Annotated in this window: 22 protein-coding genes; 14 read left to right on the top strand and 8 right to left on the bottom strand. The window is 69.5% G+C overall.

The window, feature by feature from the left end:
• Positions 1 to 11 precede the first annotated feature (11 nt).
• From FO470_RS15005 to FO470_RS14985, 5 genes are all read left to right on the top strand, one after another.
• Complete coding sequence (locus FO470_RS15005) at positions 12 to 629, top strand: hypothetical protein (protein WP_144343797.1); 618 nt, start codon at positions 12 to 14, stop codon at positions 627 to 629.
• Positions 626 to 1,216 carry a histidine phosphatase family protein gene (locus tag FO470_RS15000; RefSeq protein WP_144343796.1) on the top strand — a complete coding sequence of 197 codons (591 nt, stop codon included), beginning with the start codon at positions 626 to 628 and terminating at the stop codon, positions 1,214 to 1,216. Before FO470_RS15005 ends, FO470_RS15000 begins: the two co-directional genes overlap by 4 nt.
• A gap of 21 nt (positions 1,217 to 1,237) precedes the next feature.
• Positions 1,238 to 2,617 (top strand): leucyl aminopeptidase family protein, encoded by a 1,380-nt coding sequence (locus FO470_RS14995; RefSeq protein WP_144343795.1) that lies wholly within the window; start codon positions 1,238 to 1,240, stop codon positions 2,615 to 2,617.
• Positions 2,618 to 2,736: 119 nt separating this feature from the next.
• On the top strand, positions 2,737 to 3,087 hold the full coding sequence (locus FO470_RS14990; RefSeq protein WP_144343794.1) for a MarR family transcriptional regulator: 351 nt from the start codon (positions 2,737 to 2,739) through the stop codon (positions 3,085 to 3,087).
• Positions 3,088 to 3,153: 66 nt separating this feature from the next.
• Positions 3,154 to 4,020 (top strand): C40 family peptidase, encoded by an 867-nt coding sequence (locus tag FO470_RS14985; protein ID WP_144343793.1) that lies wholly within the window; start codon positions 3,154 to 3,156, stop codon positions 4,018 to 4,020.
• Positions 4,021 to 4,047: 27 nt separating this feature from the next.
• Here FO470_RS14985 and FO470_RS14980 read toward each other — a convergent pair whose 3' ends face one another.
• A complete protein-coding gene (locus FO470_RS14980) occupies positions 4,048 to 4,908 on the bottom strand; it encodes a DMT family transporter (protein WP_144343792.1) in 861 nt (286 codons plus the stop codon).
• 133 nt (positions 4,909 to 5,041) lie between these two features.
• Between FO470_RS14980 and FO470_RS14975 the strand changes: the two genes are divergently transcribed.
• Positions 5,042 to 6,412: an aminotransferase-like domain-containing protein gene (locus tag FO470_RS14975; protein WP_246659603.1), complete on the top strand. Its 1,371-nt coding sequence runs from the start codon at positions 5,042 to 5,044 to the stop codon at positions 6,410 to 6,412.
• Positions 6,413 to 6,658: 246 nt separating this feature from the next.
• Here FO470_RS14975 and FO470_RS14970 read toward each other — a convergent pair whose 3' ends face one another.
• A complete protein-coding gene (locus tag FO470_RS14970; protein WP_144343791.1) occupies positions 6,659 to 7,615 on the bottom strand; it encodes a LysR family transcriptional regulator in 957 nt (318 codons plus the stop codon).
• Positions 7,616 to 8,062: 447 nt separating this feature from the next.
• Between FO470_RS14970 and FO470_RS14965 the strand changes: the two genes are divergently transcribed.
• Entirely contained in the window at positions 8,063 to 8,959 is an 897-nt protein-coding gene (locus tag FO470_RS14965) for a helix-turn-helix domain-containing protein (RefSeq protein ID WP_186291981.1), read from the top strand.
• Positions 8,960 to 9,014: 55 nt separating this feature from the next.
• Here FO470_RS14965 and FO470_RS14960 read toward each other — a convergent pair whose 3' ends face one another.
• The 5 genes from FO470_RS14960 to FO470_RS14940 are packed head-to-tail and all read right to left on the bottom strand — an operon-like array spanning position 9,015 to position 13,714.
• Positions 9,015 to 9,902, bottom strand: a complete 888-nt coding sequence (locus FO470_RS14960; protein ID WP_144343789.1) for a 2-hydroxy-3-oxopropionate reductase — start codon at positions 9,900 to 9,902, stop codon at positions 9,015 to 9,017.
• Between the two features lie 29 nt (positions 9,903 to 9,931).
• Complete coding sequence (locus FO470_RS14955) at positions 9,932 to 10,696, bottom strand: aldolase/citrate lyase family protein (protein ID WP_144343788.1); 765 nt, start codon at positions 10,694 to 10,696, stop codon at positions 9,932 to 9,934.
• Positions 10,697 to 10,751: 55 nt separating this feature from the next.
• Positions 10,752 to 12,251: a tripartite tricarboxylate transporter permease gene (locus tag FO470_RS14950; RefSeq protein ID WP_144343787.1), complete on the bottom strand. Its 1,500-nt coding sequence runs from the start codon at positions 12,249 to 12,251 to the stop codon at positions 10,752 to 10,754.
• Between the two features lie 16 nt (positions 12,252 to 12,267).
• Positions 12,268 to 12,717, bottom strand: a complete 450-nt coding sequence (locus tag FO470_RS14945) for a tripartite tricarboxylate transporter TctB family protein (RefSeq protein WP_246659602.1) — start codon at positions 12,715 to 12,717, stop codon at positions 12,268 to 12,270.
• A 19-nt stretch (positions 12,718 to 12,736) separates the two neighbouring features.
• Complete coding sequence (locus tag FO470_RS14940) at positions 12,737 to 13,714, bottom strand: Bug family tripartite tricarboxylate transporter substrate binding protein (RefSeq protein WP_144343785.1); 978 nt, start codon at positions 13,712 to 13,714, stop codon at positions 12,737 to 12,739.
• Between the two features lie 164 nt (positions 13,715 to 13,878).
• Between FO470_RS14940 and FO470_RS14935 the strand changes: the two genes are divergently transcribed.
• Entirely contained in the window at positions 13,879 to 14,772 is an 894-nt protein-coding gene (locus FO470_RS14935) for a LysR family transcriptional regulator (RefSeq protein WP_144343784.1), read from the top strand.
• A gap of 133 nt (positions 14,773 to 14,905) precedes the next feature.
• Positions 14,906 to 15,298, top strand: coding sequence for a (R)-mandelonitrile lyase (locus FO470_RS14930; protein ID WP_144343783.1), 393 nt, complete (start codon positions 14,906 to 14,908; stop codon positions 15,296 to 15,298).
• Between the two features lie 133 nt (positions 15,299 to 15,431).
• Here FO470_RS14930 and FO470_RS14925 read toward each other — a convergent pair whose 3' ends face one another.
• Positions 15,432 to 16,472, bottom strand: coding sequence for a GlxA family transcriptional regulator (locus tag FO470_RS14925; RefSeq protein ID WP_144344060.1), 1,041 nt, complete (start codon positions 16,470 to 16,472; stop codon positions 15,432 to 15,434).
• 94 nt (positions 16,473 to 16,566) lie between these two features.
• Between FO470_RS14925 and FO470_RS14920 the strand changes: the two genes are divergently transcribed.
• The 5 genes from FO470_RS14920 to FO470_RS14900 all read left to right on the top strand — a co-directional run bounded on the left by FO470_RS14920 (position 16,567) and on the right by FO470_RS14900 (position 21,399).
• Complete coding sequence (locus FO470_RS14920; protein ID WP_144343782.1) at positions 16,567 to 17,619, top strand: ABC transporter substrate-binding protein; 1,053 nt, start codon at positions 16,567 to 16,569, stop codon at positions 17,617 to 17,619.
• 67 nt (positions 17,620 to 17,686) lie between these two features.
• Complete coding sequence (locus FO470_RS14915) at positions 17,687 to 18,730, top strand: ABC transporter ATP-binding protein (RefSeq protein WP_186291980.1); 1,044 nt, start codon at positions 17,687 to 17,689, stop codon at positions 18,728 to 18,730.
• A gap of 5 nt (positions 18,731 to 18,735) precedes the next feature.
• Positions 18,736 to 19,575, top strand: a complete 840-nt coding sequence (locus FO470_RS14910) for an ABC transporter permease (protein ID WP_186291979.1) — start codon at positions 18,736 to 18,738, stop codon at positions 19,573 to 19,575.
• Entirely contained in the window at positions 19,572 to 20,366 is a 795-nt protein-coding gene (locus tag FO470_RS14905) for an ABC transporter permease (protein WP_144343779.1), read from the top strand. Before FO470_RS14910 ends, FO470_RS14905 begins: the two co-directional genes overlap by 4 nt.
• Before the next feature lie 19 nt (positions 20,367 to 20,385).
• Positions 20,386 to 21,399 (top strand): proline racemase family protein, encoded by a 1,014-nt coding sequence (locus tag FO470_RS14900; protein WP_144343778.1) that lies wholly within the window; start codon positions 20,386 to 20,388, stop codon positions 21,397 to 21,399.
• Positions 21,400 to 21,489: the final 90 nt, after the last annotated feature.

Raw genomic sequence — 21,489 nt, 5'->3', positions numbered from 1 at the left:
GAGCATCCCGCATGAGCAAGGCCCGCCTTTCCCAGCTCTTCCGTTTCCTCCTGCCCGCCGCGCTGGTCGCCACCGGACTGGCGGCAGCCGCGCCCGCCGGCGCGCAGAACGGCCCGATCGTCGTCGGGCCGCCGCCGGGCTCGGGCCTCGGCGGCTCCGGCCTGCCCTACATCCCGCCGCCGGGCGCGCAGGACCGTGGCGTGCCGCCGGACTTCCAGACCTACCCGCTGCTCAACCGCATTTTCGGCACCGGTGGCGCGATCTTCCCCGGCTATGTGAGCCCCAGCAACGGGCGCAACGACAATGACCGGCTCGCCTATCTCACCGGCGGCGGCCAGGGGCGCGTGATCTTCGCCGCCGGCACGGCGGACAGTCTGTGCCAGATGGCGCAGGCGCCGCAGATCAAGGTGCTCAGCGCGCCGCCCAAGGTGAAGATCAGCTTCGACATCGGCTCCTTCACCGCCACCGGCACCGATGCCGGCTCGCGCCGTTGCGTCGGCCGCCAGGCCGGGGGCACGCGGGTCTTCGCCAGCGGGCCGGCGCCGCTGGGATCGACGGTGACGCTACGCGTCGACTATCCGCTCAACGGCCCCAGCTACACGCACGTCGTGACCCTTCCTTCGAAATGACCAGACGACGCATCTTCCTCGTCCGTCACGGCGAGACCGACTGGAATCTCGCCGGCCGTCTGCAAGGCAGTCACGACATCCCGCTGAACGATCTCGGCCGCGAGCAGGCGGCCGATACGGCGCGCGTGGTGGACCGCCTCAGCGGCGGCGCGGCGAGCCTCGACTTCGTGGCAAGCCCGCTCAGCCGCGCCTCGCAGACCATGGCGATCCTGCGCGCCGAACTCGGCCTGCCGCCGGACGGCTTCCGCCGGGATACGCGGCTGCGCGAGATCGGCTTCGGCCGCTGGGAAGGCGCCACCTGGCCGGAACTGCGCCGGCGCGATCCCGTCAGCCTTGCCGCCCGCGACGCCGACCCGTGGAACTTCACCCCGCCGGGCGGGGAAAGCTATGCCGAACTCTCCGCGCGCGTGCTGGCCGCCATCGACGACTTGACCGGCGACAGCGTGGTGGTGACCCATGGCGGCGTGGTGCGGGCGATGCTGCACGCCTTCGCCGGCATGCCCGCCCCCGAGGCAGTGGAGCTGCCGGTCCGCCAGGGCGCGGTCTACCTCATTGAAAATGGCGGGTTCGAGCTTGCCGTCGCCTGACGGCTCACGGGAGATGTCGCGATGGGCGCTCAACTGATCCGGGCCGAAGAGGCCGTCCACCCCCGCCCGATCTGGTGCGTCACCCCGCAGAACTGGCGCGAGATCGCGGGCGGCATTCCCGCCCCGGCGACCGCCTTCGCCGAGGCGAGCGGTTTCAAGGGCGAACCGGGCGCGCTGCTGGTGCTGCCGGCGGCGGACGGCACCATCGCCGGCGTGCTGTTCGGCGTCGAGGAAACACCGCGCGACCCGCTCGCCTTCGGCAAGCTGGCGACCTCCCTGCCGGCCGGCGACTACGCCATCGCCCGCGCGCCCGCCGATCCTCGCCTCGCGGCGATCGGCTTCCTGCTCGGCGGCTACCGCTTCACCCGCTACCGCAAGCGCAACGGCGCCGACATCCGCCTGGTCGTGCCGGAAGGCGTCGACGCGGACGCGGTCCTTCGCACCGCCGAGGCGGTGGCGCTGACGCGCGACCTCGTCAACACCCCGGCCAACGATCTCGGCCCCGCGGAGATCGAGGCGGCGGTGCGTGTGCTTGCCGCCCGCTTCGGCGCGCAGGTGAACGTGACCGCGGGCGATGACCTACTCGCCGCCAATTTCCCGCTGGTCCACGCCGTCGGCCGCGCCTCCCCGCGCGCGCCCCGCCTCATCGACCTCACCTGGGGCGATCCGAACGCGCGCAAGGTGACGCTGGTCGGCAAGGGTGTCGCCTTCGACACCGGTGGGCTCGACATCAAGCCGTCCAGCGGCATGCTGCTGATGAAGAAGGACATGGGCGGGGCGGCCAACGCCATCGGCCTCGCGCAGATGATCATGGCGCGGAACCTGCCGGTGCGGCTGCGCCTCATCGTCCCTGCCGTCGAGAACGCCATCGACGGCTCGGCCTTCCGGCCCGGCGACATCTTCCCCTCGCGCAAGGGCCTCACCGTTGAGATCGGCAACACCGATGCGGAGGGGCGGCTGATCCTCGCCGACGCGCTCAGCCTCGCCGACGAAGAGGCGCCCGAGTTGCTGATCGACTTCGCCACGCTCACCGGCGCGGCGCGTGTCGCGCTCGGGCCGGAGCTGCCGCCCGCCTATACGGACGACGAAACGCTGGCGGACGACCTCGCCCGCCACGGCGCCGCCGAGGCGGACCCTTCCTGGCGCCTGCCGCTGTGGCGGCCCTACGCCGCGATGCTCGACAGCAAGATCGCCGACCTCAACAACGCGCCGGGCGGCGGCTTCGCCGGCTCGATCACCGCCGCGCTGTTCCTCCAGCGCTTCGTCGAGCGCGCCGGAGCATGGCTGCATCTCGACATCTACGCCTGGAACCCCTCCTCCCGCCCCGGGCGCCCGGAAGGCGGCGAGGCGCAGACGATCCGCGCGCTCGACGCGCTGATCGCCGAGCGTTTCGGGGGTTGATGTTTCATATTTCCGGCATTTGTCAGAATCGGTCTGACGTTAAGGAATTTTTCGTCGCGAAGACGCCATAGTCCGGGGAACAATCCGCAACCGTAACGATTGCGGACCGGGGACGGGCCATGGCGGTCGAGTTGCGCCCATCGCAGGCGTTGCGTCTCCTGCACGAGCTGTCGCTCGCGCAGGTCCGCGACGACGCGCCGGACCTCAGTCCGCGCCAGCTGGCGATATTGCTCAGCGTCTATCTGGAAGCGCCGCCGCACACGGTGCGCGGCCTCGCCGCGCGGCTCGGCGTCACCAAGCCGGTCATCACCCGCGCGCTCGACACGATGGGCCAGCTCGGCCTCGTGTCGCGGCGCCGCGACGAGGCGGATCGACGCAACGTCATCATCCAGCGTACGGTGGAAGGCGCGCTCTATGTAGAGCGGCTGGGTGACCAGGTGGTCGCCACCGCCCGCTCCCTGCCAAGATAGGCTGCTATCAAGACCGCTATCAGGATCGCCGCCTGCCGAGACAGCCCCGCAACGATGACCGCCTCCATGAACGCCCTGCTGACGCCCGACCTCGACCCCCGCCTCACCCCCGCCCGCCCGGACATCGCCGCGCTTCACCTGCGGGGCGTGGTGACGGCGGAACGCTTCGTCGCCGGCGAGCCCTATGCCGTCGCGCGCCCCAGCGTGCCGGTGCGCAAGGAGCCGGACCCGACGGCGCCGCTCACCACCGAGGCGCTGTCGGGCGAGAGCGTCACCGTCTACGAGACGACGATGGAAGGCTGGGCCTGGGGCCAGCTGGACGCGGACGGCTATGTCGGCTGGCTGCCATCGGAGGCCCTGCTGCCCGCCGGCGCGCCCGCCACGCATCAGGTGCGGGCGCTGCGCACGCCGGTCTTCCCCGGCCCCAGCATCAAGCTGCCGCCCGTCGAGCTGCTGTCCCTCGGCAGCCGGCTCGCCATTATCGGCACGCGCGAGCGCTTCGCGGTGACGGAGACGGGCGGCTTCGTCTTCGCCAATCACCTCGCGGCGCTCGACGAGCCCGACGGCGACTTCGTGGAAGTGGCCGCGCGCTATCTTGGCGCCGCCTATCTGTGGGGCGGGCGCTCCAGCCTGGGGCTCGACTGTTCCGGCCTCGTCCAGGTCTCGCTCGCCGCCTGCGGCATCCGCGCGCCGCGCGACACCGACATGCAGGAGCGCGCGCTCGGCCAGCCGGTCGCCTTTTCCGGCGACGTCGCGACACTCGAGCGCGGCGACCTGCTGTTCTGGCCGGGCCATGTCGGCATCGTCGAGGACCGGGCGACGCTGCTGCACGCCACGGCGCATTTCATGTCGGTGGTGCGCGAGCCGCTGGACGCCGCACTGGCACGGATCGAGGCCGGCGGCACGCCGCTGCGCTCGGTGCGCCGGCTCTGAACACCCGAGCCCGGCGCCGTCCGTCCATCAGGCGAAGCGTTTGGCTCCCGCCACGCAGAGCACGACGAGGCCGGTGACGGCGATCATCGTCCACGCCACCGGCTCGCCGAGCAGCATTCCCGCCAGCGCCAGCCCGAAGAAGGGCTGGAGGAGCTGGAGTTGGCCGACCCCGGCGATGCCGCCCAGCGCCAGCCCGCGATACCAGAAGACGAAGCCGATCAGCATGCTGAAGACCGAGACATAGGCGAGGCCGAGCCAGGCCGGCCCGCCAATGCCGCTCCATGTCGGCGGCAGTGTCGCCAGCGCCATTACCGCCATGAGCGGGAGCGCCACCAGCAACGCCCAGGAGATGACCTGCCAGCCGCCGAGGTGGCGCGACAGCCGGGCTCCTTCCGCATAGCCAAGGCCGCAGAGCAGGATGGCGGCCACCATCAGCAGGTCGCCGGCGAGCGAGGTCGGGCCGCCATAAGCCAGCGCGAATCCGACGACCGAGGCAGCGCCGGCGACGGAGAAAAGCCAGAAGGCCGGCTTCGGCCGCTCGCCGCCCCGGACGACGCCGAAGAGGGCGGTGGCGAGCGGCAGCAGGCCGATGAAGACGATCGAGCGGGCCGAGGTGATGTGCTGGAGCGCCAGCGCGGTGAGCAGCGGAAAGCCGACGACCACGCCGAGCGCCACCACGGCAAGCGGCACCAGATCGCCCCGCGCCGGCCGGCTCTGGCGAAGCGCGAGGAGCAGGGCCGTGCCCAGCACCCCTGCGATGACCGCGCGCGCCGAGGTGAGGAAAAGCGGGGTGAAGCCGCCGACCGCGACGCGCGTCGCCGGCAGCGAGCCGCTGAAGATGATGACGCCGAGCAGGCCGCTGCCCCAGCCTTCCGTTCCGCGCTGCATGTCTGTCTCCCTGGCGTCCATTCCGCGATAGCGCTCCGGGACTGGCGGCGACAGCGACACTCCCATACGGTGGAGCCAAACAGTATGGATAACGGAAGCCATACAGTTAGCATCCATGGAGACCAAAGAGGCCATGCCCACCCGCACCGAGGCCGTCATGGCGGCGATCCGCCGGCGCGTGGCGAGCCGCAGCCTGACCCCCGGCGAGAAGCTGCCCTCGATCCGGCGGTTCGCCCGCGACATGCAGGTCTCCCCCTCCACCGTCGTCGAAGCCTATGACCGGCTGGCCGCCGAAGGGCTCATCCGTTCCCGCCCCGGCTCCGGCTTCTATGTCGCGGGCAGCCCGGCGCCGGTCGCGCCGCGCGACGTGGAACCGAGGCTCGACCGCGCGATCGACCCCTTCTGGGTGTCGCGGCAATCGCTGGACGCCGGCCCGGAGATGCTGAAGCCCGGCTGCGGCTGGCTTCCCGCCGACTGGATGCCCAATGCGGCGATCCGGCGGGCGATCCGCGCGCTGGCGCGGGCCGACGATGCCGTGCTGACCGATTATGGCGCGACGCGCGGGTCGCCGACGCTGCGCCGCCTGCTCGCCCGCCAGTTCGCGGCGGAGGGCCTCGATGCCGGGCCGGAGCAGATTCTTCTCACGCCCTCGGGCACGCGGGCGGTCGACCTGCTCTGCCGCTTTCTCCTCAATCCCGGCGACACCGTGCTGGTCGACGACCCCTGCTACTTCAACTTCCAGGCCCTGCTGCGCGCCCACCGGGCGAAGATCGTGAGCGTTCCCTACACGCCGGCGGGGCCGGACATCGCGCTCTTCAACGAGGCGCTCGCTACCCACCGCCCGCGGCTCTACATCACCAACGCGGCGCTTCATAACCCGACCGGTGCCACGCTCTCGCCCTCGACCGCGCACCGTGTCCTGACCGCGGCGGCGGCCCACGATCTCACCATCGTGGAGGACGAGATCTTCGCCGATTTCGAGCCGGAGCCCTCCCCGCGCCTCGCCGCGCTGGACGGGCTGTCGCGGGTGATCCGCATCGGCAGCTTCTCCAAGGCGCTGTCGGCCTCGATCCGCTGCGGCTACATCGTCGCCCGGCCGGACTGGATCGAGAGCCTCATCGACCTCCAGGTGGCGACGAATTTCGGCGGCCCGAGCCCGGTTGCCGCCGAACTCGTCGCCGCCACGCTCACCGACGGCAGCTACCGCAAGCACCTCGCCGGGCTGCGCAATCGGCTGGCCAAGCGCCGGCGGGAGATCCTCGATCCGCTGGAGGGACTTGGCGTCGTGCCCTGGACGCTGCCGCGCGGCGGCTTCTATCTCTGGTGCCGCCTGCCGGAGGGGCGGGACGCCGCCGAGGTGGCGAAGGCGGCGCTGCGCGAAGGGGTGGTGCTGGCGCCGGGGAACGTCTTCAGCGTCACCCAGTCGGCCGGCGACCTCATGCGCTTCAACGTGGCGCAAATGAACGCGCAGGTGCTGCGCGTCCTTGCCCAGACCTTGCGCTGAACCGGCCCGACGAGGTCCACCGACCGCTGCTCGGCGGCGCCGATCCCTCGCGACGCCCCGGCCTGCCCACAGGAACGCCCCTCACCTGCGTCGGCTATATACTGGCGAAAGTTGCGTATCGTCTCAATTATTACTTTATCTACTGTATTATAGACAGAAAGAAGTGGAGACGCCCTGCATATAAATGGGACGCGGCGTCATTTTCTATCGGTCACCCGTGGGAGATATTCCGGACCAGACAAACGCTCACGCGGAGCGCATGACATCGACCAGTTCGCCCAGCAGCCACTGCAACCCGCCGTCGCGATCCCCGCGCTGGTGCCAGATCGCCTCCGCGGCGACCTCAAGCGGGTCATAGGGCAGTTCGAGGATCTCATGGGTTCCCGCGTCGGCGATCCGGCGCGCCATGCGCTCCGGCAGCGTCGCCACCATGTCGGTCGCCGACAGAATGCCGGGCACGGCGGCGTAATGCGGCAGCGAGACCGCCACATGCGCGACGGCGTCCTCGTCGCTGGTCTCGATCAGCAGCCGGTCGATCCAGACGCGCCGCCAGACGCCGCGCTCGTCGATGAAGCCTTCGGCCGCCTGCTCACCGCTGCCGGTGAGTTCCACCACCACGAAGGGGTAGGAGAACAGCCGGTCCCGGTCGATCGGCTGGCCGATGAGCGGATGCCCCCGGCGCACCACGATGGCCTCGCGGTCCACCAGCACCTCGGTTCGCCGCAGATGTTCGGGAAGGTCGGCGAACCAGCCGATGACGAGATCGAGACGGCCTTCGTCGAGGTGCCGGATCACGTCCATCCGGTTGTAGGGGAAGATGCGCAGCTCCAGCTGCGGCGCCGTCTTCGCCAGCCGCTCGATGAGGCGGGTCAGGATGACGGTGGTGCCGTAGTCGGTGGCCGAGATGCGAAAGGTGCGCGCCGAATTGGAGGGCTCGAAGGGCTTGGTCTTGATCGCCTCCTCGATCCGCTCCAGCCCGTCGAGGATCGCCGGGGCGATTTCGCGGGCGCGCGGCGTCGGCTCCATACCGTTCTCGCCCGGCACGAACAGCTCGTCGCCCACCGCCTGCCGCAGGCGCGCGAGCGCATGGCTCACGGCGGAGGCGGTCACGCCCAGTTCGCGGCTGGCGCCGCTGACGCTTCGGCAGTGGAGCACCGTCTCGAACACCCTGAACAGATTCAGGTCGACTCTCTGTACGGACATGCCCCGCCCCGTGAACGAAATTCATGACCACACTGAAATAACTTCAGCGTTTACGCAATAATTATTCGCTGGCAAGGTCGTCCAGAAGCAGAACCACCCTCGTATTTCGACGTACATCCGGACCGCATCGGCCGAACTCTATGAAAATTATACGATTCAATAGGCATCACGCAGGAGGTTTACTGCACGACCACAACCCTCTCCGGAGATGGAACCAGCACCTGATGGTGCATGACGCCCTTCTCCCGCCCCCTCCGCTCCCGGCCGAATCGCACGGCGCATTTCCGATCCGCTTCCCTCATGATCCCAATGCCACCTGAAGATTCATGCCGGAGGGAAGACGACGCGCCCCTGGAACCGCTCGAGCTGGCAGCCGATGCGCTTCCCGGAGCCGTCCCGTTCGACGCGTTCCGCGCAGCGTTCAGCGGGGTTGTCGAGCTGCATCTGGTGCGCGGGCGCGACGGCGCCTTCCCGATCCAGCAGACCCTGTGGGACCTCGGAAGGCTGGCCCTGGTCAGCGGGCATCTTCCCGGCCCGGGCTATGCCTTCGGCTGGCGCCATGCGCGCAAATCCACGCTGGAGCACTGGTACGTGCTGCTACGGGACGACCCCGCTGCGCCGGACACGATCCGGCTGAGCTTCCATTGCCTCGCCGAGCCGTTCCAGACCGAGCTGGAGACGCGCCGGCTGCTGGCGCTGTTCATGCCGCGTGACCTGTTCCCCTCGCTGCACGAGATCAGCGGCATGCTCGACCACCGGCTGGAAAGCGGGGCGGCCCGGCTGCTGGCGGATTTCCTGCTCGGCCTCGACCGGCAATTGCCGCGCCTGCGGCCCTCGGATCTGGCGGGCGTGCTGGGCGCCACGCGCGGGCTGGTCGAGGCGTGCGTCGCCTCCTGCCGCAACGATCCGGCCGCCGAGCGCGGCGCCACCGATGTCCGGCTGCTCGAACGCGCCCGCCGCCTCATCGAGCAGAAGATCGACGACGCCGATCTCTCGCCGGCCTCGCTGGCCGAGGAGCTGTTCGTGTCGCGCTCGCGGCTCTACCGCTCCTTCGAGCCGCTCGGGGGCGTGGCGGCCTATATCCGGCGCCAACGGCTGCTGCGCACGCGCGATGCCCTGCTCGACACGTCCGACACGCGCTCCATCGTCCGCATCGCGGAACAGTGCGGTTTTCCCGACGCCTCGACCTTCAGTCGCGCCTTCAAGCACGAATTCGGCGTTTCGCCCCGCGCCGTCCGCAAGATGGGCTGGACGGGAAGCGGACCGCAGGAGGATGACGGCACGCCGCCGGCCGATGCCGGAGCCTCGCGCCTGGAGACCCTGCTGCGCCGCCTTCGCACCTGACCGCTGGACCGAAAGACACCGCCGCCTGGCACGGCGGCGGCGCATTCACTTCCCGTCAGGCATCGGGGGCGACGGTGTGGTTGGCGAGCATCTCCAGCGCCTTCACCAGCGCCGAATGGTCCCACGCCGCCCCGCCATTCGCCGCGCAGGCGCTGAAAAGCTGCTGCGCCAGCGCCGTCGCCGGAAGCGCCATCTGAAGCTGCCGCGCCCCCGTCAGAGCGAGGTTCAGGTCCTTCTGGTGCAGCTCGATCCGGAAGCCCGGGTTGAAGGTCCGCTTCACCATCCGCTCCCCATGCACCTCGAGGATGCGCGAATTGGCGAAGCCGCCCATCAGCGCCTCGCGCACCTTCGCCGGGTCGGCGCCCGCCTTGGAGGCGAACAACAGCGCCTCGCCCACCGCCTGGATGGTCAGCGCCACGATGATCTGGTTCGCCACCTTGGTGGTCTGCCCGTCGCCATTGCCGCCCACCAGCGTGATGTTCTTGCCCATCTTCTCGAACAGCGGCTTCACCGTCGCGAACGCCTTCTCCGGCCCGCCGACCATGATGGTCAGCGAGGCCGCCTTGGCGCCGACCTCGCCGCCGGACACCGGCGCGTCGAGATAATCGCAGCCCAGCGCGTTGATCTTCGCGGCGAACTCCTTCGTCTCGACCGGTGCGATCGACGACATGTCCACCACGATCTTCCCCGCCGAAAGACCCGCCGCGATCCCGTTCTCACCGAAGAGCACCCGGCCGACATCGCCGGTGTCGGGCAGCATGGTGAAGATCACGTCCGCCGCCTGCGCCACCTCCCGCGGGGAGGAGCAGGCGGCGGCGCCGGCCTCGATCAGCAGCTGCGGCACGCCGCTGCGCGAATGGGCATGCAGCGCGTGACCCGCGTCGATGAGGTGGCCGGCCATGGGGGTTCCCATGATGCCAAGGCCGACGAAGCCGAGTTTCATGTGTCGATCCTTCGGGAAGTGGATGTGGCTCACGCCTTGAACTTGCGGGCGATCGCCTCGGAGCTGCGGGCGAGCAGGCCGGTGTCGATGCCCACCGCCGTGAAGGTGCAGCCCGCCGCCATGTAGCGCCGTGCGAGGCCTTCGTCGCCCGTGAGAATGCCGGCCGGTTTGCCGGTGGCCACGATGCGGCGGATGGAGGCCTCGATCAACTCGACGATGTAGGGATTGCCCTGGTCGCCGAGATAGCCCAGATCGGAGGAGAGATCGCCCGGCCCGACGAACAGCCCGTCGATGCCCGGCACCGCCGCGATGGCCTCGATGTTGTCGAGCGCCTGCTGCGTCTCGATCTGCACCAGGATGCACAGCTCCTCATGGGCGCGCTTGTGGTAGTTCGCCACGCGCCCATAGCGCGAGGCGCGCGCCGCGCCGGCGAAGCCGCGGATGCCGTCCGGCGGGAAGCGCGTCGCCGCCGCCGCCGCCCGGGCCTGCTCGGCGGTCTCCACCATGGGCACGAGGAAGGTCTGCGTGCCGATGTCGAGGAAGCGCTTGAAGACGATCGGGTCGTTCACCGGGATGCGCACGATCGGGTGCGTGGCGTTCTCCATCGTGGCGTGAAGCTGGGAGAGAACGCCGGGAACGTCGTTCGGCGCATGCTCGCCGTCGATGATCAGCCAGTCGAAGCCGGAGCCGGCGAGGATTTCGGTGGCGGTCGGGCTCGCCATGGAGTTCCAGAAGCCGATCTGCTGCTGGCCGGCGATGAGCGTGCGCTTGAACGTGTTGACGGGCAGTTCCACGGAAAAGGTCCTTCTGGGTACGGACATCGGGGACGAGGCGGCGGAAGCCGCCGGACTATTCGGCGAGCGCTTCCTTGCGGGTCTTCAGCACCGCCGGGGAAAGCATGGCGATGAGCATGAGGGCGACGATGCCGAGCAGCACGGCGCTGATCGGCCGGGTGACGAACACCGACGGGTCGCCGTCGGAGAGCTGCATGGCACGGCGGAAGTTTTCTTCGAGCTGCGGCCCGAGCACGAGGCCCAGCAGCAGCGGGGCCGGCTCCACGCCCACCTTGATGAAGAAGTAGCCGACCACCGCGCAGCCCAGCATCAGCCAGACGTTGAAGGCGCTGTTGGAGATGCCGTAGGTGCCGATGCAGCAGAACAGCACGATGGCGGGGAAGAGCAGCCGGTAGGGGATCTTCAGCATCGAGACCCACAGCCCGACCAGCGGCAGGTTGATGATCAGCAGCATGAGGTTGCCGGTCCACATCGAGGCGATGACGCCCCAGACGAGTTCGGGCTGCTCGGTCATGACCTGCGGGCCGGGCTGGATGCCCTGCATCATCAGCGCGCCGATCATCAGCGCCATCAGGGCGTTGGCGGGAATGCCAAGCGTCAGCAGCGGGATGAAGCTGGTCTGCGCGCCGGCATTGTTGGCCGCCTCCGGCCCGGCGACGCCCTCGATGGCCCCCTTGCCGAAGCGCGAGGGGTCCTTCGCCACCTTCTTCTCCAGCGCATAGGCGGTGAAGGGCGGCAGCGCCGCGCCGCCGCCCGGCAGCACGCCGAGCGCCGAGCCGATGAAGGTACCGCGCACCATGGCGGGGAACGCCGCCTTCAGGTCGGCGCGCGAGGGAACGAGGTCGCGCAGCTTCTGGCTCACCACCTGCCGCACCTCGGGGCGCTCCAGATTGGCGATGATCTCGGCGAGGCCGAACATGCCCATGGCGACGGGCACGAAATCCAGCCCGTCCGACAGGGCGGGAATGCCGAAGGTCATGCGCGCGACGCCAGAATTGACGTCGATGCCGACGGTCCCGATCAGCAGCCCGAGGAAGACCATGGCGAGCGACTTCGCCACCGAGCCATGGGCGAGGATGACGGCCGCGAACAGGCCGAGCACCAGCAGGCTGAAATACTCGACGGCGGTGAACTTCAGCGCCAGCGCCGCCAGCGGCAGGCTGAGCACCGCGATGACCACCGTCGCCACCGTGCCGGCGAAGAAGGACGAGATGGCGGCGATGGCGAGCGCCGGGCCGGCGCGGCCGCGCTTCGCCATCTCGTGGCCGTCGAGGCAGGTGACGACCGACGAGGTTTCGCCCGGCACGTTCACCAGGATCGCCGTGGTCGAGCCGCCATACTGCGCGCCGTAGAAGATGCCGGCGAGCATGATGAGGGACGAGGCCGGTGCCAGCCCGAAGGTGAAGGGCAGCAGCAGCGCCACCGTCGGGATCGGCCCGATGCCCGGCAGCACGCCGATGGCGGTGCCGATGACCACGCCGATCAGGCAGTAGATCAGGTTGTTGAACTGCAGGGCCGTGGAGAGGCCGAGAAACAGGTTGTCGAACAGTTCCATCGCGCGCCTGCTCCGCTCACCACGGCCAGATCGCCACCGGCAGGGCGAGCGCCTTCACGAAGAGAAGGACCGCGCCGGCGGTGATGACGAGACCGAACAGGATGACTTCGAGGAAGCGGCTCTCGCGGCTGGCACAGGCCGCGATGAGGATGGCCGCCAGCGAGGCGGCGGCGAGGCCCGCGCCCTCGATCAGCAGCGCGAAGGCCCCCACCGAGGCGCCGACGCCGAGGATGGGGCGTAGCTGCACCCGCGGGATGCCGGCATGGCCACGCAGCAGCCCGCGCCCGGCGAAGAACAGGCCGAAGGCCAGCAGCGCCAGCGCGATGGCCCGCGGCATGTAGCCCGGCCCCATATCGGCCGCCGAACCGCCGGCGAGCCTCCAGGTGGCGGCGAAGGTGCCCGCCGCCACCGCGATGAGGAAGAGGCCGAACAGAAGGTCCGGCCAGTCGAACCTGCGTGTGGTCACGACGCGCACCGCCGCCGGTTCAGTTGGTCTTGATGTCGGCGGCGCGAACGATGTCGCCCCAGCTCTTGATGTTGGTGACGAGCCAGCTCTTGACCGCCTCCGGCGTGCCGGGACGCGGCGAGCCGCCCTGCTCGGCGATCTTCGCCTGGATCTCCGGCAGGGCGAGGATCTTGTTGAGCTCCCCGTTCAGCCGCGCGACCACTTCCGGCGGGGTCTTGCCGGTGGTGAGCAGGCCCTGCCAGGTGCCGGCGTCGTTCAGAGGCAGCTTCGCCTCCTTGAAGGTCTCGACATCCGGCAGCGCGGCGAGCCGCTCCTCGCCGGTCACGGCGATGCCGACGAGCTGCTTGTTGGTGACGAAGGGCAGCGTCGCGGTGGCGCCGTTGATGATGACGTTGCTCTCGCCGGAAACGACGGCGCGCGAGGCGGCGGCACCGCCCTTGTAGGGTACGTTCTTCCAGCCGATGCCGAGATCGCGGGCGAGCGCGACGGCGGTGATGTGGTTGAGCGCACCGACGCCGGAATTCGCCACCGCCAGCTTGCCGGGGTTCGCCTTGGCATAGGCGACCAGTTCGGAGACGTTCTTGGCCGGCACGGACGGGTTCACCGCCAGCACATAGGGGCCGAACATCACCATGCCGACCGGAGCGAGGTCGTTCTCGACATTGTAGGAAAGGTCGGGGAACAGGCTGGGGGCGACGGCGAGCGAGCCGATGTCCATCAGCAGCAGCGTATGGCCGTCCGGGCGAGCCTTGGCCACCGCGTCGGCGCCGATGTTCCCGGCGGCGCCGGGCTTGTTCTCCACCACCACCGGCTGGCCGACGGCCTCGGAGAGCTTCGGCGCGATCAGGCGCGCGAGAATGTCGGACGTGCCGCCCGGCGCGAAGGGCACGACGATGCGCACCGGCCGTTCGAAATTCTGGGCATGGGCGAAGGACGGCGCGAGGGCGCCGCACAGCGTGAGCGCGGCGGCGGCCGCCTTGAGCAGGCGAAGGGTCATGAGCGTTTCCTCCAGAAACGACGGGAAGCGTGGCAACGCGTTTTCTGGCGGACCTTCCGGCCCGCTTTTGGGTCCGCCGGCGCAGCGGTCCGATGATCATGCTAGGGGAGAGACGATGCACGAATGAGTTGTTCTGAGCATTAATCGATGCCAATTTTGGATCGATGTTCGAGCTCAGCCATCTCCGCTGCTTCGTCGCCGTCGCCGAGGAACTGCATTTCGGCCGCGCCGCCGCGCGCCTCAACCTCACCCAGCCGCCGCTCAGCCGGCAGATCCAGCTGCTGGAGCACACGCTCGACGTCCGCCTGCTCGACCGCACGAGCCGCTCGGTGCGCCTCACCCGCGCCGGCGAGAACTTCCTGCCCGAGGCCCGCCGCCTGCTGCGGCTGGCGGAGGGCGCGGCGCTGGCGGCACGGCGCACCGCCAGCGGCGAGGAAGGATCGATCGCCCTCGGCTTCACCGCCGCGTCCGGCTACGACTTCCTGCCGCGCCTCATCAAGCGCTTCCGCGCCGAGGCGCCGGGCATCGATCTCGTCCTCAAGGAGATGGTCTCCACCGACCAGTTCGAGTCGCTGACCGCGGGACGGATCGACGTCGGCCTCGTGCGCCCCACCTTCAACCGGCGCGAGTTCCAGTCGCTCTGCGTGGTGCGCGAGCCGCTGCTGCTCGCCGCGCCCGACGATCATCCCCTCGCCGCCGCGCGGGAGGTGAGGCTGTCGGACCTCGACCGCCAGCCCATGGTCGCCTACTCGCCCTATGAGGCGCGCTATTTCTACGACCTGCTGGCGACGCTGTTCGCCTCGGCGGCGATCACCCCGCGCTACGTCCAGCACATCAGCCAGGTGCATTCCATCCTCGGGCTGGTCAAGGCCGGCATCGGGCTGGCGCTGGTGCCGCGCGCGGCCCGCAATCTGGGCTTCGAGGGCGTCATCCTGCGCCCGCTCGCCCTCGGCGCGCCGTCCATCGTCGAGCTTCACGCCATATGGCGGCCGACCAGCGCCAACCCCGCCATCGACACGCTGCGCCACACCCTGCGCCAGCTCACCGTCACCGCCTAGCCGCGGCCGAGGACTGGCGGTTGCGCGGCATTCATGAAGCCCCGACATAACGTCATGCCGTTTACGCCGACTAATTCACCAGAACCGCTCTGATAAGCAGGGCGAGACGTCGGCCCGAACCAGGAGAACCGCCATGGACATCACGCGCGCCGGCTCGCCCCCTCCCCGGCAGGGGCCGGACGAGTATTTCACCGGTCAGGTCAGCATCGCCGCCCCCTTCGCCGGTGCCGGCGGACTGAGCGCGGCGACCGTCACCTTCCAGCCGGGCGCGCGTACCGCCTGGCACACCCATCCGCTCGGCCAGACCCTGCTGGTCCTGTCCGGCACCGGGAGGGCGCAGCGCGAGGGCGGGCCGGTGGAAGAGATCCGGACCGGCGACATCGTCTGGTTCGAGCCGGGAGAACGGCACTGGCACGGGGCCGCACCCGACAGCGCGATGACGCATCTCGCCGTCGCCGAGTTGAAGGACGGCAAGGCCGTCGACTGGCTGGAGAAGGTCAGCGACGCAGAGTATCTCGGCCGGTGACTGGTTCGTGGCCGTAAACGCGGCGTGGCCGCAACTTTCCGACACCGTCTACCGGAGCAGCACCCGGTAGACGGGCCGACCCTCTCGGAACCGCGCGGCGGCGGAGAGATGCGCGAGCCGGGCGGCGGCCAGCCTAGCGGGAACCCACGCAGGCGGCGCGGTACTGGCGGGGTGAGACGCCGAAGGCGTTGCGGAACTCGCGCGAGAAATGCGCGGCATCGGAAAAGCCGCAGTCGAAGGCAATCTCGGTGATGCTGCGCGGGCTGTTCTCCAGCATCCAGCAGGCGTAGTCCTTGCGCAGCTGGCGCTGATAGGCCGCCGGCGAGGCGCCGAGCGCGGCGCTGAAGGCGCGCTCCAGCTGGCGGCTCGAACAGCCGACATAGCGGGCGATGGCGTCCATGGAGGGCGGGTCGTCGAGCCGCTGCTCCATGAAATGCACCGCCTGATGCACGCGCGCATCCGCCACCTTCGCGAGATCGGCGAAGAAATGCGGCTGCGGCAGCGTCGGCGGGCGCATGCCCTGCAACATCATGTGGCGCACCGCCTGGTTGGCCTTGCCGCTCCCGCAATGGCGGGTGACGAGATAGAGGCCGAGATCGATGGCAGCGGTGGAGCCGGCGCAGGAGAGCAGGTCGCCCTCGTCGACGAACAGCTTGTCGGTGACGGCGTTCAGCGTCGGGAACTGCGCGCGGAAGGCTTCCAGCACGTTCCAGTGTATGCACAGCGTCCGCCCCTCGGCGACGCCGGCCTGCGCGATCGCGAAGGTGCCGGTGCACACGCCGATGAGCCGGACGCGCCGGGCGGCGGCCTGCTGGATATAGTCGAGCAGTGCCGGCGGCTGGTGCTCGTTGAGGTAGTCATTGCCGCCGCAGACGGCGATGTAGTCGAACTGGGTGGGGTCGAGGAGCCGCGTGCTGTCGGAGATGACCACGCCACAGCTTGCCCGGCGCGGCGCCGCCTCCAGGCTCATCACCTTCCAGGAGGCATGGATCTGCCGGCTGCGCCCGCCATGGTCCGCCGCGAGGCGCAGCGCGTCGATCAGCCCGCCGAAGGCCGCGAGGGTGAACTGGTCCAGCAGGACGAAGCCGAGGCGCAACGGCGAGGTACGGGCGGCCTGCAGCACCGAGGTCGGGATCTCCGCGGCATCGGGCGTCGGGGGTGGCTCATGCAACATGTCGCCCATATCAAAGTTTCTGGCCCGATACTGCAAGCGGCCGCTGCGTCAGGCCGTCATGATCCCGCCGCTGCACATGAGGGGAGAAAACAACATGGCACGCATCCATGGCCTTGCTACGGCGTCGGCGCTCGCGCTGGCCGTCACGCTCGCGCCGGCATCGGCGCAGGACGCGGGCAAGGGCGCCCTGCACGTCGCCTGGTACGGCGGCAACTGGGGCGACGCCTTCAAAACCTGCGTCGCCGATCCCTTCACCAAGGCGACCGGCGTCCCGGTCGTGCCGGAGGTCGGCACCTCCACCGTCACCCTTTCCAAGCTGCAGCAGCAGAAGGATGCCCCCACCATCGACGTCGCCTGGATGGATGGCGGCGTGAGCGAGCTGGCGGAAGCCGCCGGCGTGCTCGAGCCGATCACGCAAGGCGGCGTGCCGAACCTCTCCGCCGCGCTGCCGCAGGCGGTCTACAAGAACGCCAACGGCATCTACGCGGTCGGCACCGGCTACTACTCGCTCGGCCTCACCTACAACACCAAGGAAATCAAGGCGCCGCCGACCTCCTGGAACGATCTGTGGAAGCCGGAATATGCCGACGCGGTGACGATCCCCTCCCCGGCCAATTCCTCCGGCGTGCCGTTCCTGTTCTTCCTCCACAAGATCTGGAACGCGCCGGCCGGCGACTTCACCCCGGTCTTCGCCAGGATCAAGGAACTGAAGCCGGCGCTGTTCTTCGACTCGTCGGGCGCGGCCTCCAATGCCTACCAGAGCGGCGAGGCGATCATCGGCGCGCACTTCAACGTCGGCGCCTTCGACCTCACCGCCAAGGGCCTGCCGATCGGCTTCACCGTGCCGAAGGAAGGCGTGTGGGCAACGGATGCGCGCCTCCATCTCGTGAAGAACGCGCCGCGCAAGGAACTCGCGCAGAAGTTCATCGACACCGCGCTCACCACGGACGCCTCGCGCTGCCTCGCCGAGAAGCTCTATCTCGGCCCGTCCGTGAAGGGCGTCACCGTCTCCCAGGAAACGGCGTACCGGCTGCCCTGGGGCGTGGACGGCACGGTCGAGAACCTCTTCCTGCTGGACTGGAACGAGGTGAACGCCAAGCGCGCCGAGCTCGTCGACACCTGGAACCGCGAGATCGCCCGCAAATAGTCTGGCGTATCCGACACGGGACGGCCGCCGGATGCGGTCGTCCCCCTTCCCAGCCAGGAACGACCACGTGCAGCCACTCCTCTCCATCGAAACGGTCTCCAAGCATTTCGCGGCGCATCAGGCGTTGCGCGATGTCGAGCTGACGGTCGGCGCCGGCGAGTTCATCGCCCTGCTCGGCCCCAGCGGTTGCGGCAAGACCACGCTGCTGCGCTGCATCGCCGGCTTCCTGACGCCGGACGCCGGACGCATCCGCATCGACGGCGAGGACATCACCAAGGCGCCGCCCTACCGCCGGCCGCTGAACACCGTCTTCCAGAGCTACGCGCTCTTCCCGCATATGAGCGTGCTCGACAACGTGGCCTATGGCCCGCGCCGCGCCGGGGTCGCCAGGGCGGAAGCGCAAGGCCGGGCCCGCGAGGCGCTGGCGCTGGTCGGCCTCGAGGAAATGGGCGCCCGCCTGCCGCGCGCGCTTTCCGGCGGCCAGCAGCAGCGCGTGGCGCTGGCCCGCGCCATCGTCAACCGGCCCAAGCTGCTGCTGCTCGACGAGCCGCTGAGCGCGCTCGACCTGAAGCTGCGCCGGCGCATGCAGATCGAGCTCAAGCACATTCAGGAAAAGCTCGGCATCGCCTTCATCTTCGTCACCCACGATCAGGAAGAGGCCATGGCGATGGCCGATCGCATCGTGGTGATGCATGGCGGGCGCGTCGAGCAGGTCGGCACGCCGGCCGAGATCTACCGGGCCCCCGCCTCCCGCTTCGTCGCCGAATTCGTCGGCGAGCCCAACCTCATTCCGGCCGAGCCCGCCGGGCCGGGGCGGATACGCCTCGCCTTCGCCGGGCTGGAGCTGGCCGCGCCTGACGGCACGCGCTGCGCGATGATCCGGCCCGAGGACGTCGTGCTTGTGGAGGGCGCGGCACCGGCCGATCTCGCCACCGCCGGCGGGACGGTGGAGGAAGTGGTCGCCATCGGCCCGATGACGACCCTCTTCGTGCGTTGCGGCGATGTTCTGCTGAAGGTCGCGCGGCTCGGCATGTCGGGCGCGGAGCTGCAGCCCGGCGCCGGCGTGACCGTCGGGCTGCGCCCGGCGGCGCTGCACCTCATCGCGGAGTGAGGCCGGTGACCGCCTCCCGCACCACGCTGGCGCTCCTGCTCTTCGCGCCGCTCGCCTTCTTCGCCGCCTTCTTCCTGGCGCCGATGGCGGTGGTGGCGATCTCCAGCGTCACCACCAGTGACGGCGCTCTCACCGCCGCCCATTACGCCCGCGTGCTGCTCGACCAGTACCATTGGGACGTGCTGTGGGTGACCTTCCGCATCGCGCTCGCCACCACGGCGATCTGCGTGCTGGTCGGCTTCCCGCTCGCCTGGTACCTCGTGCGCATCGTGCGCTGGCGGGCGTGGCGGCGAGCCTGCGTCATCCTCATCATCGTGCCGCTGTTCACCTCGAACATCGTGCGCTCCTTCGGCTGGATGGTGCTGCTCGGGCGCACCGGCCTCGTCAATCAGGGGCTGATGGGCCTCGGGCTCACGGAACGGCCGATCCGCTTCCTCGGCACCGAAACCGGCATCCTCATCGGCCTCGTCTATATCCTCGTGCCGTTCGTCGTACTGTCGGTGGGCAACGCGCTCGCCAAGATCGACACGGTCTACGAGGACGCCTCGGCCGATCTCGGCGTCGGGCCGGCGCGTACCTTCTGGTTCGTCACCCTGCCTCTCTGCCTGCCCGGCGCGATCTCCGGCGCCATCATGGTGTTCGCGCTGGCGGTGAGCGCCTATGTGACGCCGGCGCTGCTCTCGGGCGGGCAGATCACCGTCTTCTCCATGCTGATCTTCCAGCAGTACTCGACGGTGTTCGACTTCCATTACGGCGCGGCGCTGAGCGTCACCCTGCTGATGCTCACCCTCGTGCTGGTGAGCATCGCCGGGCGCATCGGCGATGGCGGACGGAGGACGGCATGATCGCGCGGCTCCTCATCCGCATCGTGGCGCTCGCGGCGATGGCCTATCTGGTACTGCCGCTCGTCGTCATCATCGGCGCGTCGCTCACCGAGACCAGCTACCTCGCCTTCCCGCCGGAGGGCCTGACGCTGAAATGGTTCGGCGTGCTGTTCGAGGACCCGTCCTACGTGTCGGCCTTCGTCACCTCGACCTTGCTGGCGCTGGCGGCGACCGCCGTCGCCATCGTGCTCGCCGTGCCGGCCAGCCTGGCGCTGGCGCGCTACGTCTTCGCCGGGCGGGAAGGCGTGTCGGCGCTGCTGCTCTCGCCGCTGGTGCTGCCCTATGTCGTGCTCGGCGCCGCGCTGCTGCAATACGGCTCGGCCATCGGCATGGCGCGCTCCTTCGAGGCGCTGCTGGTCGGCCATGTGATCATCGTCATGCCCTTCGTGCTGCGCTCGGTGCTGCCGCTCCTCACCCCCGAGCAGCGGGCGCTGGAAGAGGCCTCGATGGACCTCGGCGCCGGGCCCCTCGCCACCTTCTTCCTGGTCGTGCTGCCGCAGATCCGCGGCGGCATCGTCTCGGGCGGCCTCCTCGCCTTCATCTCCTCCTGGATCAACGTCGAGCTGTCGATCTTCAACACGACCGCCGCGCTCAACACCATCCCGGTGAAGATGTTCAACTACGTGCAGTACACGATCGATCCGACCATCGCGGCCGTGTCCGCGATCACGATCGTCGTCGCTGCGCTCGTCATCATCCTCCTCGATCTGCTGATGGGCCTGGACATGCTGTCCGAGCCGCATCGGTCCTAATTCCAACGGAGCCTTCGCGATGCGCAAGCAGGATAGTTTCGACGTCATTTACACGCACACCGAGGGCGAGCCGCTGTGCATCATCCACAGCGGCATCCCCTACCCGGCCGGCTCCTCCATCCTTGAGAAGCGCGCCTTCCTGGAAGCGAACTACGACTGGGTGCGCGAGGCGCTGATGCGCGAGCCGCGCGGGCACCGCGACATGTTCGGCGTGTTCCTCACCCCGCCGTCCTCGCCGGAATACGATGCCGGCCTGATCTACATCGACGGCACGCAGTACTCGCACATGTGCGGCCACGGCACGATCGCCGTCGCCATGGCGATGGTCGCGCACGGCTTCGTGCGCCGCGCCGATGACGGCATCACCCGCATCCGCTTCGAGACCACCGCCGGCCTCGTGCAGGCCGAGGTGGCGACCGACGGCGAAGAGGTGCTGTGGACCCGCTTCGAGAACGTGCCCGCCTATGTGGCGGCGCAGGACGTCGCCTTCGACCTGCCGGGCGTCGGCGCGCTGAAGGCCGACATCGTGTGGGGCGGCAACTATTTCGGCATCATCGACCTGCGCGGCACCTCGCTGAAGATCGGCCCGGAGAACGGCTCCGAGCTGTCGCGCCTCGGCATCCTCGCCCGCGAGGCGATCCGCGAGAAGGTGAAGATCCAGCACCCGACCGCCGGCCACATCAACAACTTCAACTTCATCACCTTCTGGCACGAGCCGACCATCGAGGGCGCGCTCTACAAGAACGTGCACGTCTTCAGCGCCGGCCAGCTCGACCGCTCGCCGGGCGGCACCGGCACCAGCGCGATGATGGCGATGTTCGAGGCGCGCGGCGTGATCGGCCTCAACCAGCCGATCCGTTCCGAGGGCCTGCTCGGCACCGGCACCTTCGAGGGCTGCCTCGTCGGCGAGACCACGCTCGACAATGTGCGCGCGGTGCGCCCCACGGTGAAGGGCACCGCCGGCCTGCTCGGCACCGCCCGCTGGATCATCGACCGCAAGGACCCGGTCGGCGCCGGCTTCCTCGTCGCCTGAGAGTACAGCCTGAAATGAAAAGCGACCGGCGGCCGTCCAGACCGCCGGTTGCTCCATTCGTATCGGCTCGGCGTCACCCGCGCGCCCGCC

The sequence above is a fragment of the Ancylobacter moscoviensis genome (assembly GCF_007559435.1).
GTDB classification, from domain to species: Bacteria; Pseudomonadota; Alphaproteobacteria; order Rhizobiales; family Xanthobacteraceae; genus Ancylobacter; species Ancylobacter moscoviensis.
Note: the sequence above shows the minus strand (reverse complement) of the source record. Positions and strands in the feature narration are given on the sequence as shown.

Bases quoted from the DNA above. Each gene is read 5' to 3' on its own strand.
- FO470_RS14930 (WP_144343783.1), top strand. From the start codon at position 14,906: ATGGACATCACGCGCGCCGGCTCGCCCCCTCCCCGGCAGGGGCCGGAC.
- FO470_RS14920 (WP_144343782.1), top strand. From the start codon at position 16,567: ATGGCACGCATCCATGGCCTTGCTACGGCGTCGGCGCTCGCGCTGGCC.
- FO470_RS15005 (WP_144343797.1), top strand. From the start codon at position 12: ATGAGCAAGGCCCGCCTTTCCCAGCTCTTCCGTTTCCTCCTGCCCGCC.
- FO470_RS14995 (WP_144343795.1), top strand. From the start codon at position 1,238: ATGGGCGCTCAACTGATCCGGGCCGAAGAGGCCGTCCACCCCCGCCCG.
- FO470_RS15000 (WP_144343796.1), top strand. From the start codon at position 626: ATGACCAGACGACGCATCTTCCTCGTCCGTCACGGCGAGACCGACTGG.
- FO470_RS14935 (WP_144343784.1), top strand. From the start codon at position 13,879: ATGTTCGAGCTCAGCCATCTCCGCTGCTTCGTCGCCGTCGCCGAGGAA.
- FO470_RS14960 (WP_144343789.1), bottom strand. From the start codon at position 9,902: ATGAAACTCGGCTTCGTCGGCCTTGGCATCATGGGAACCCCCATGGCC.
- FO470_RS14970 (WP_144343791.1), bottom strand. From the start codon at position 7,615: ATGTCCGTACAGAGAGTCGACCTGAATCTGTTCAGGGTGTTCGAGACG.
- FO470_RS14900 (WP_144343778.1), top strand. From the start codon at position 20,386: ATGCGCAAGCAGGATAGTTTCGACGTCATTTACACGCACACCGAGGGC.
- FO470_RS14925 (WP_144344060.1), bottom strand. From the start codon at position 16,472: ATGTTGCATGAGCCACCCCCGACGCCCGATGCCGCGGAGATCCCGACC.
- FO470_RS14975 (WP_246659603.1), top strand. From the start codon at position 5,042: ATGCCCACCCGCACCGAGGCCGTCATGGCGGCGATCCGCCGGCGCGTG.
- FO470_RS14950 (WP_144343787.1), bottom strand. From the start codon at position 12,251: ATGGAACTGTTCGACAACCTGTTTCTCGGCCTCTCCACGGCCCTGCAG.
- FO470_RS14990 (WP_144343794.1), top strand. From the start codon at position 2,737: ATGGCGGTCGAGTTGCGCCCATCGCAGGCGTTGCGTCTCCTGCACGAG.
- FO470_RS14905 (WP_144343779.1), top strand. From the start codon at position 19,572: ATGATCGCGCGGCTCCTCATCCGCATCGTGGCGCTCGCGGCGATGGCC.
- FO470_RS14980 (WP_144343792.1), bottom strand. From the start codon at position 4,908: ATGCAGCGCGGAACGGAAGGCTGGGGCAGCGGCCTGCTCGGCGTCATC.
- FO470_RS14940 (WP_144343785.1), bottom strand. From the start codon at position 13,714: ATGACCCTTCGCCTGCTCAAGGCGGCCGCCGCCGCGCTCACGCTGTGC.
- FO470_RS14985 (WP_144343793.1), top strand. From the start codon at position 3,154: ATGAACGCCCTGCTGACGCCCGACCTCGACCCCCGCCTCACCCCCGCC.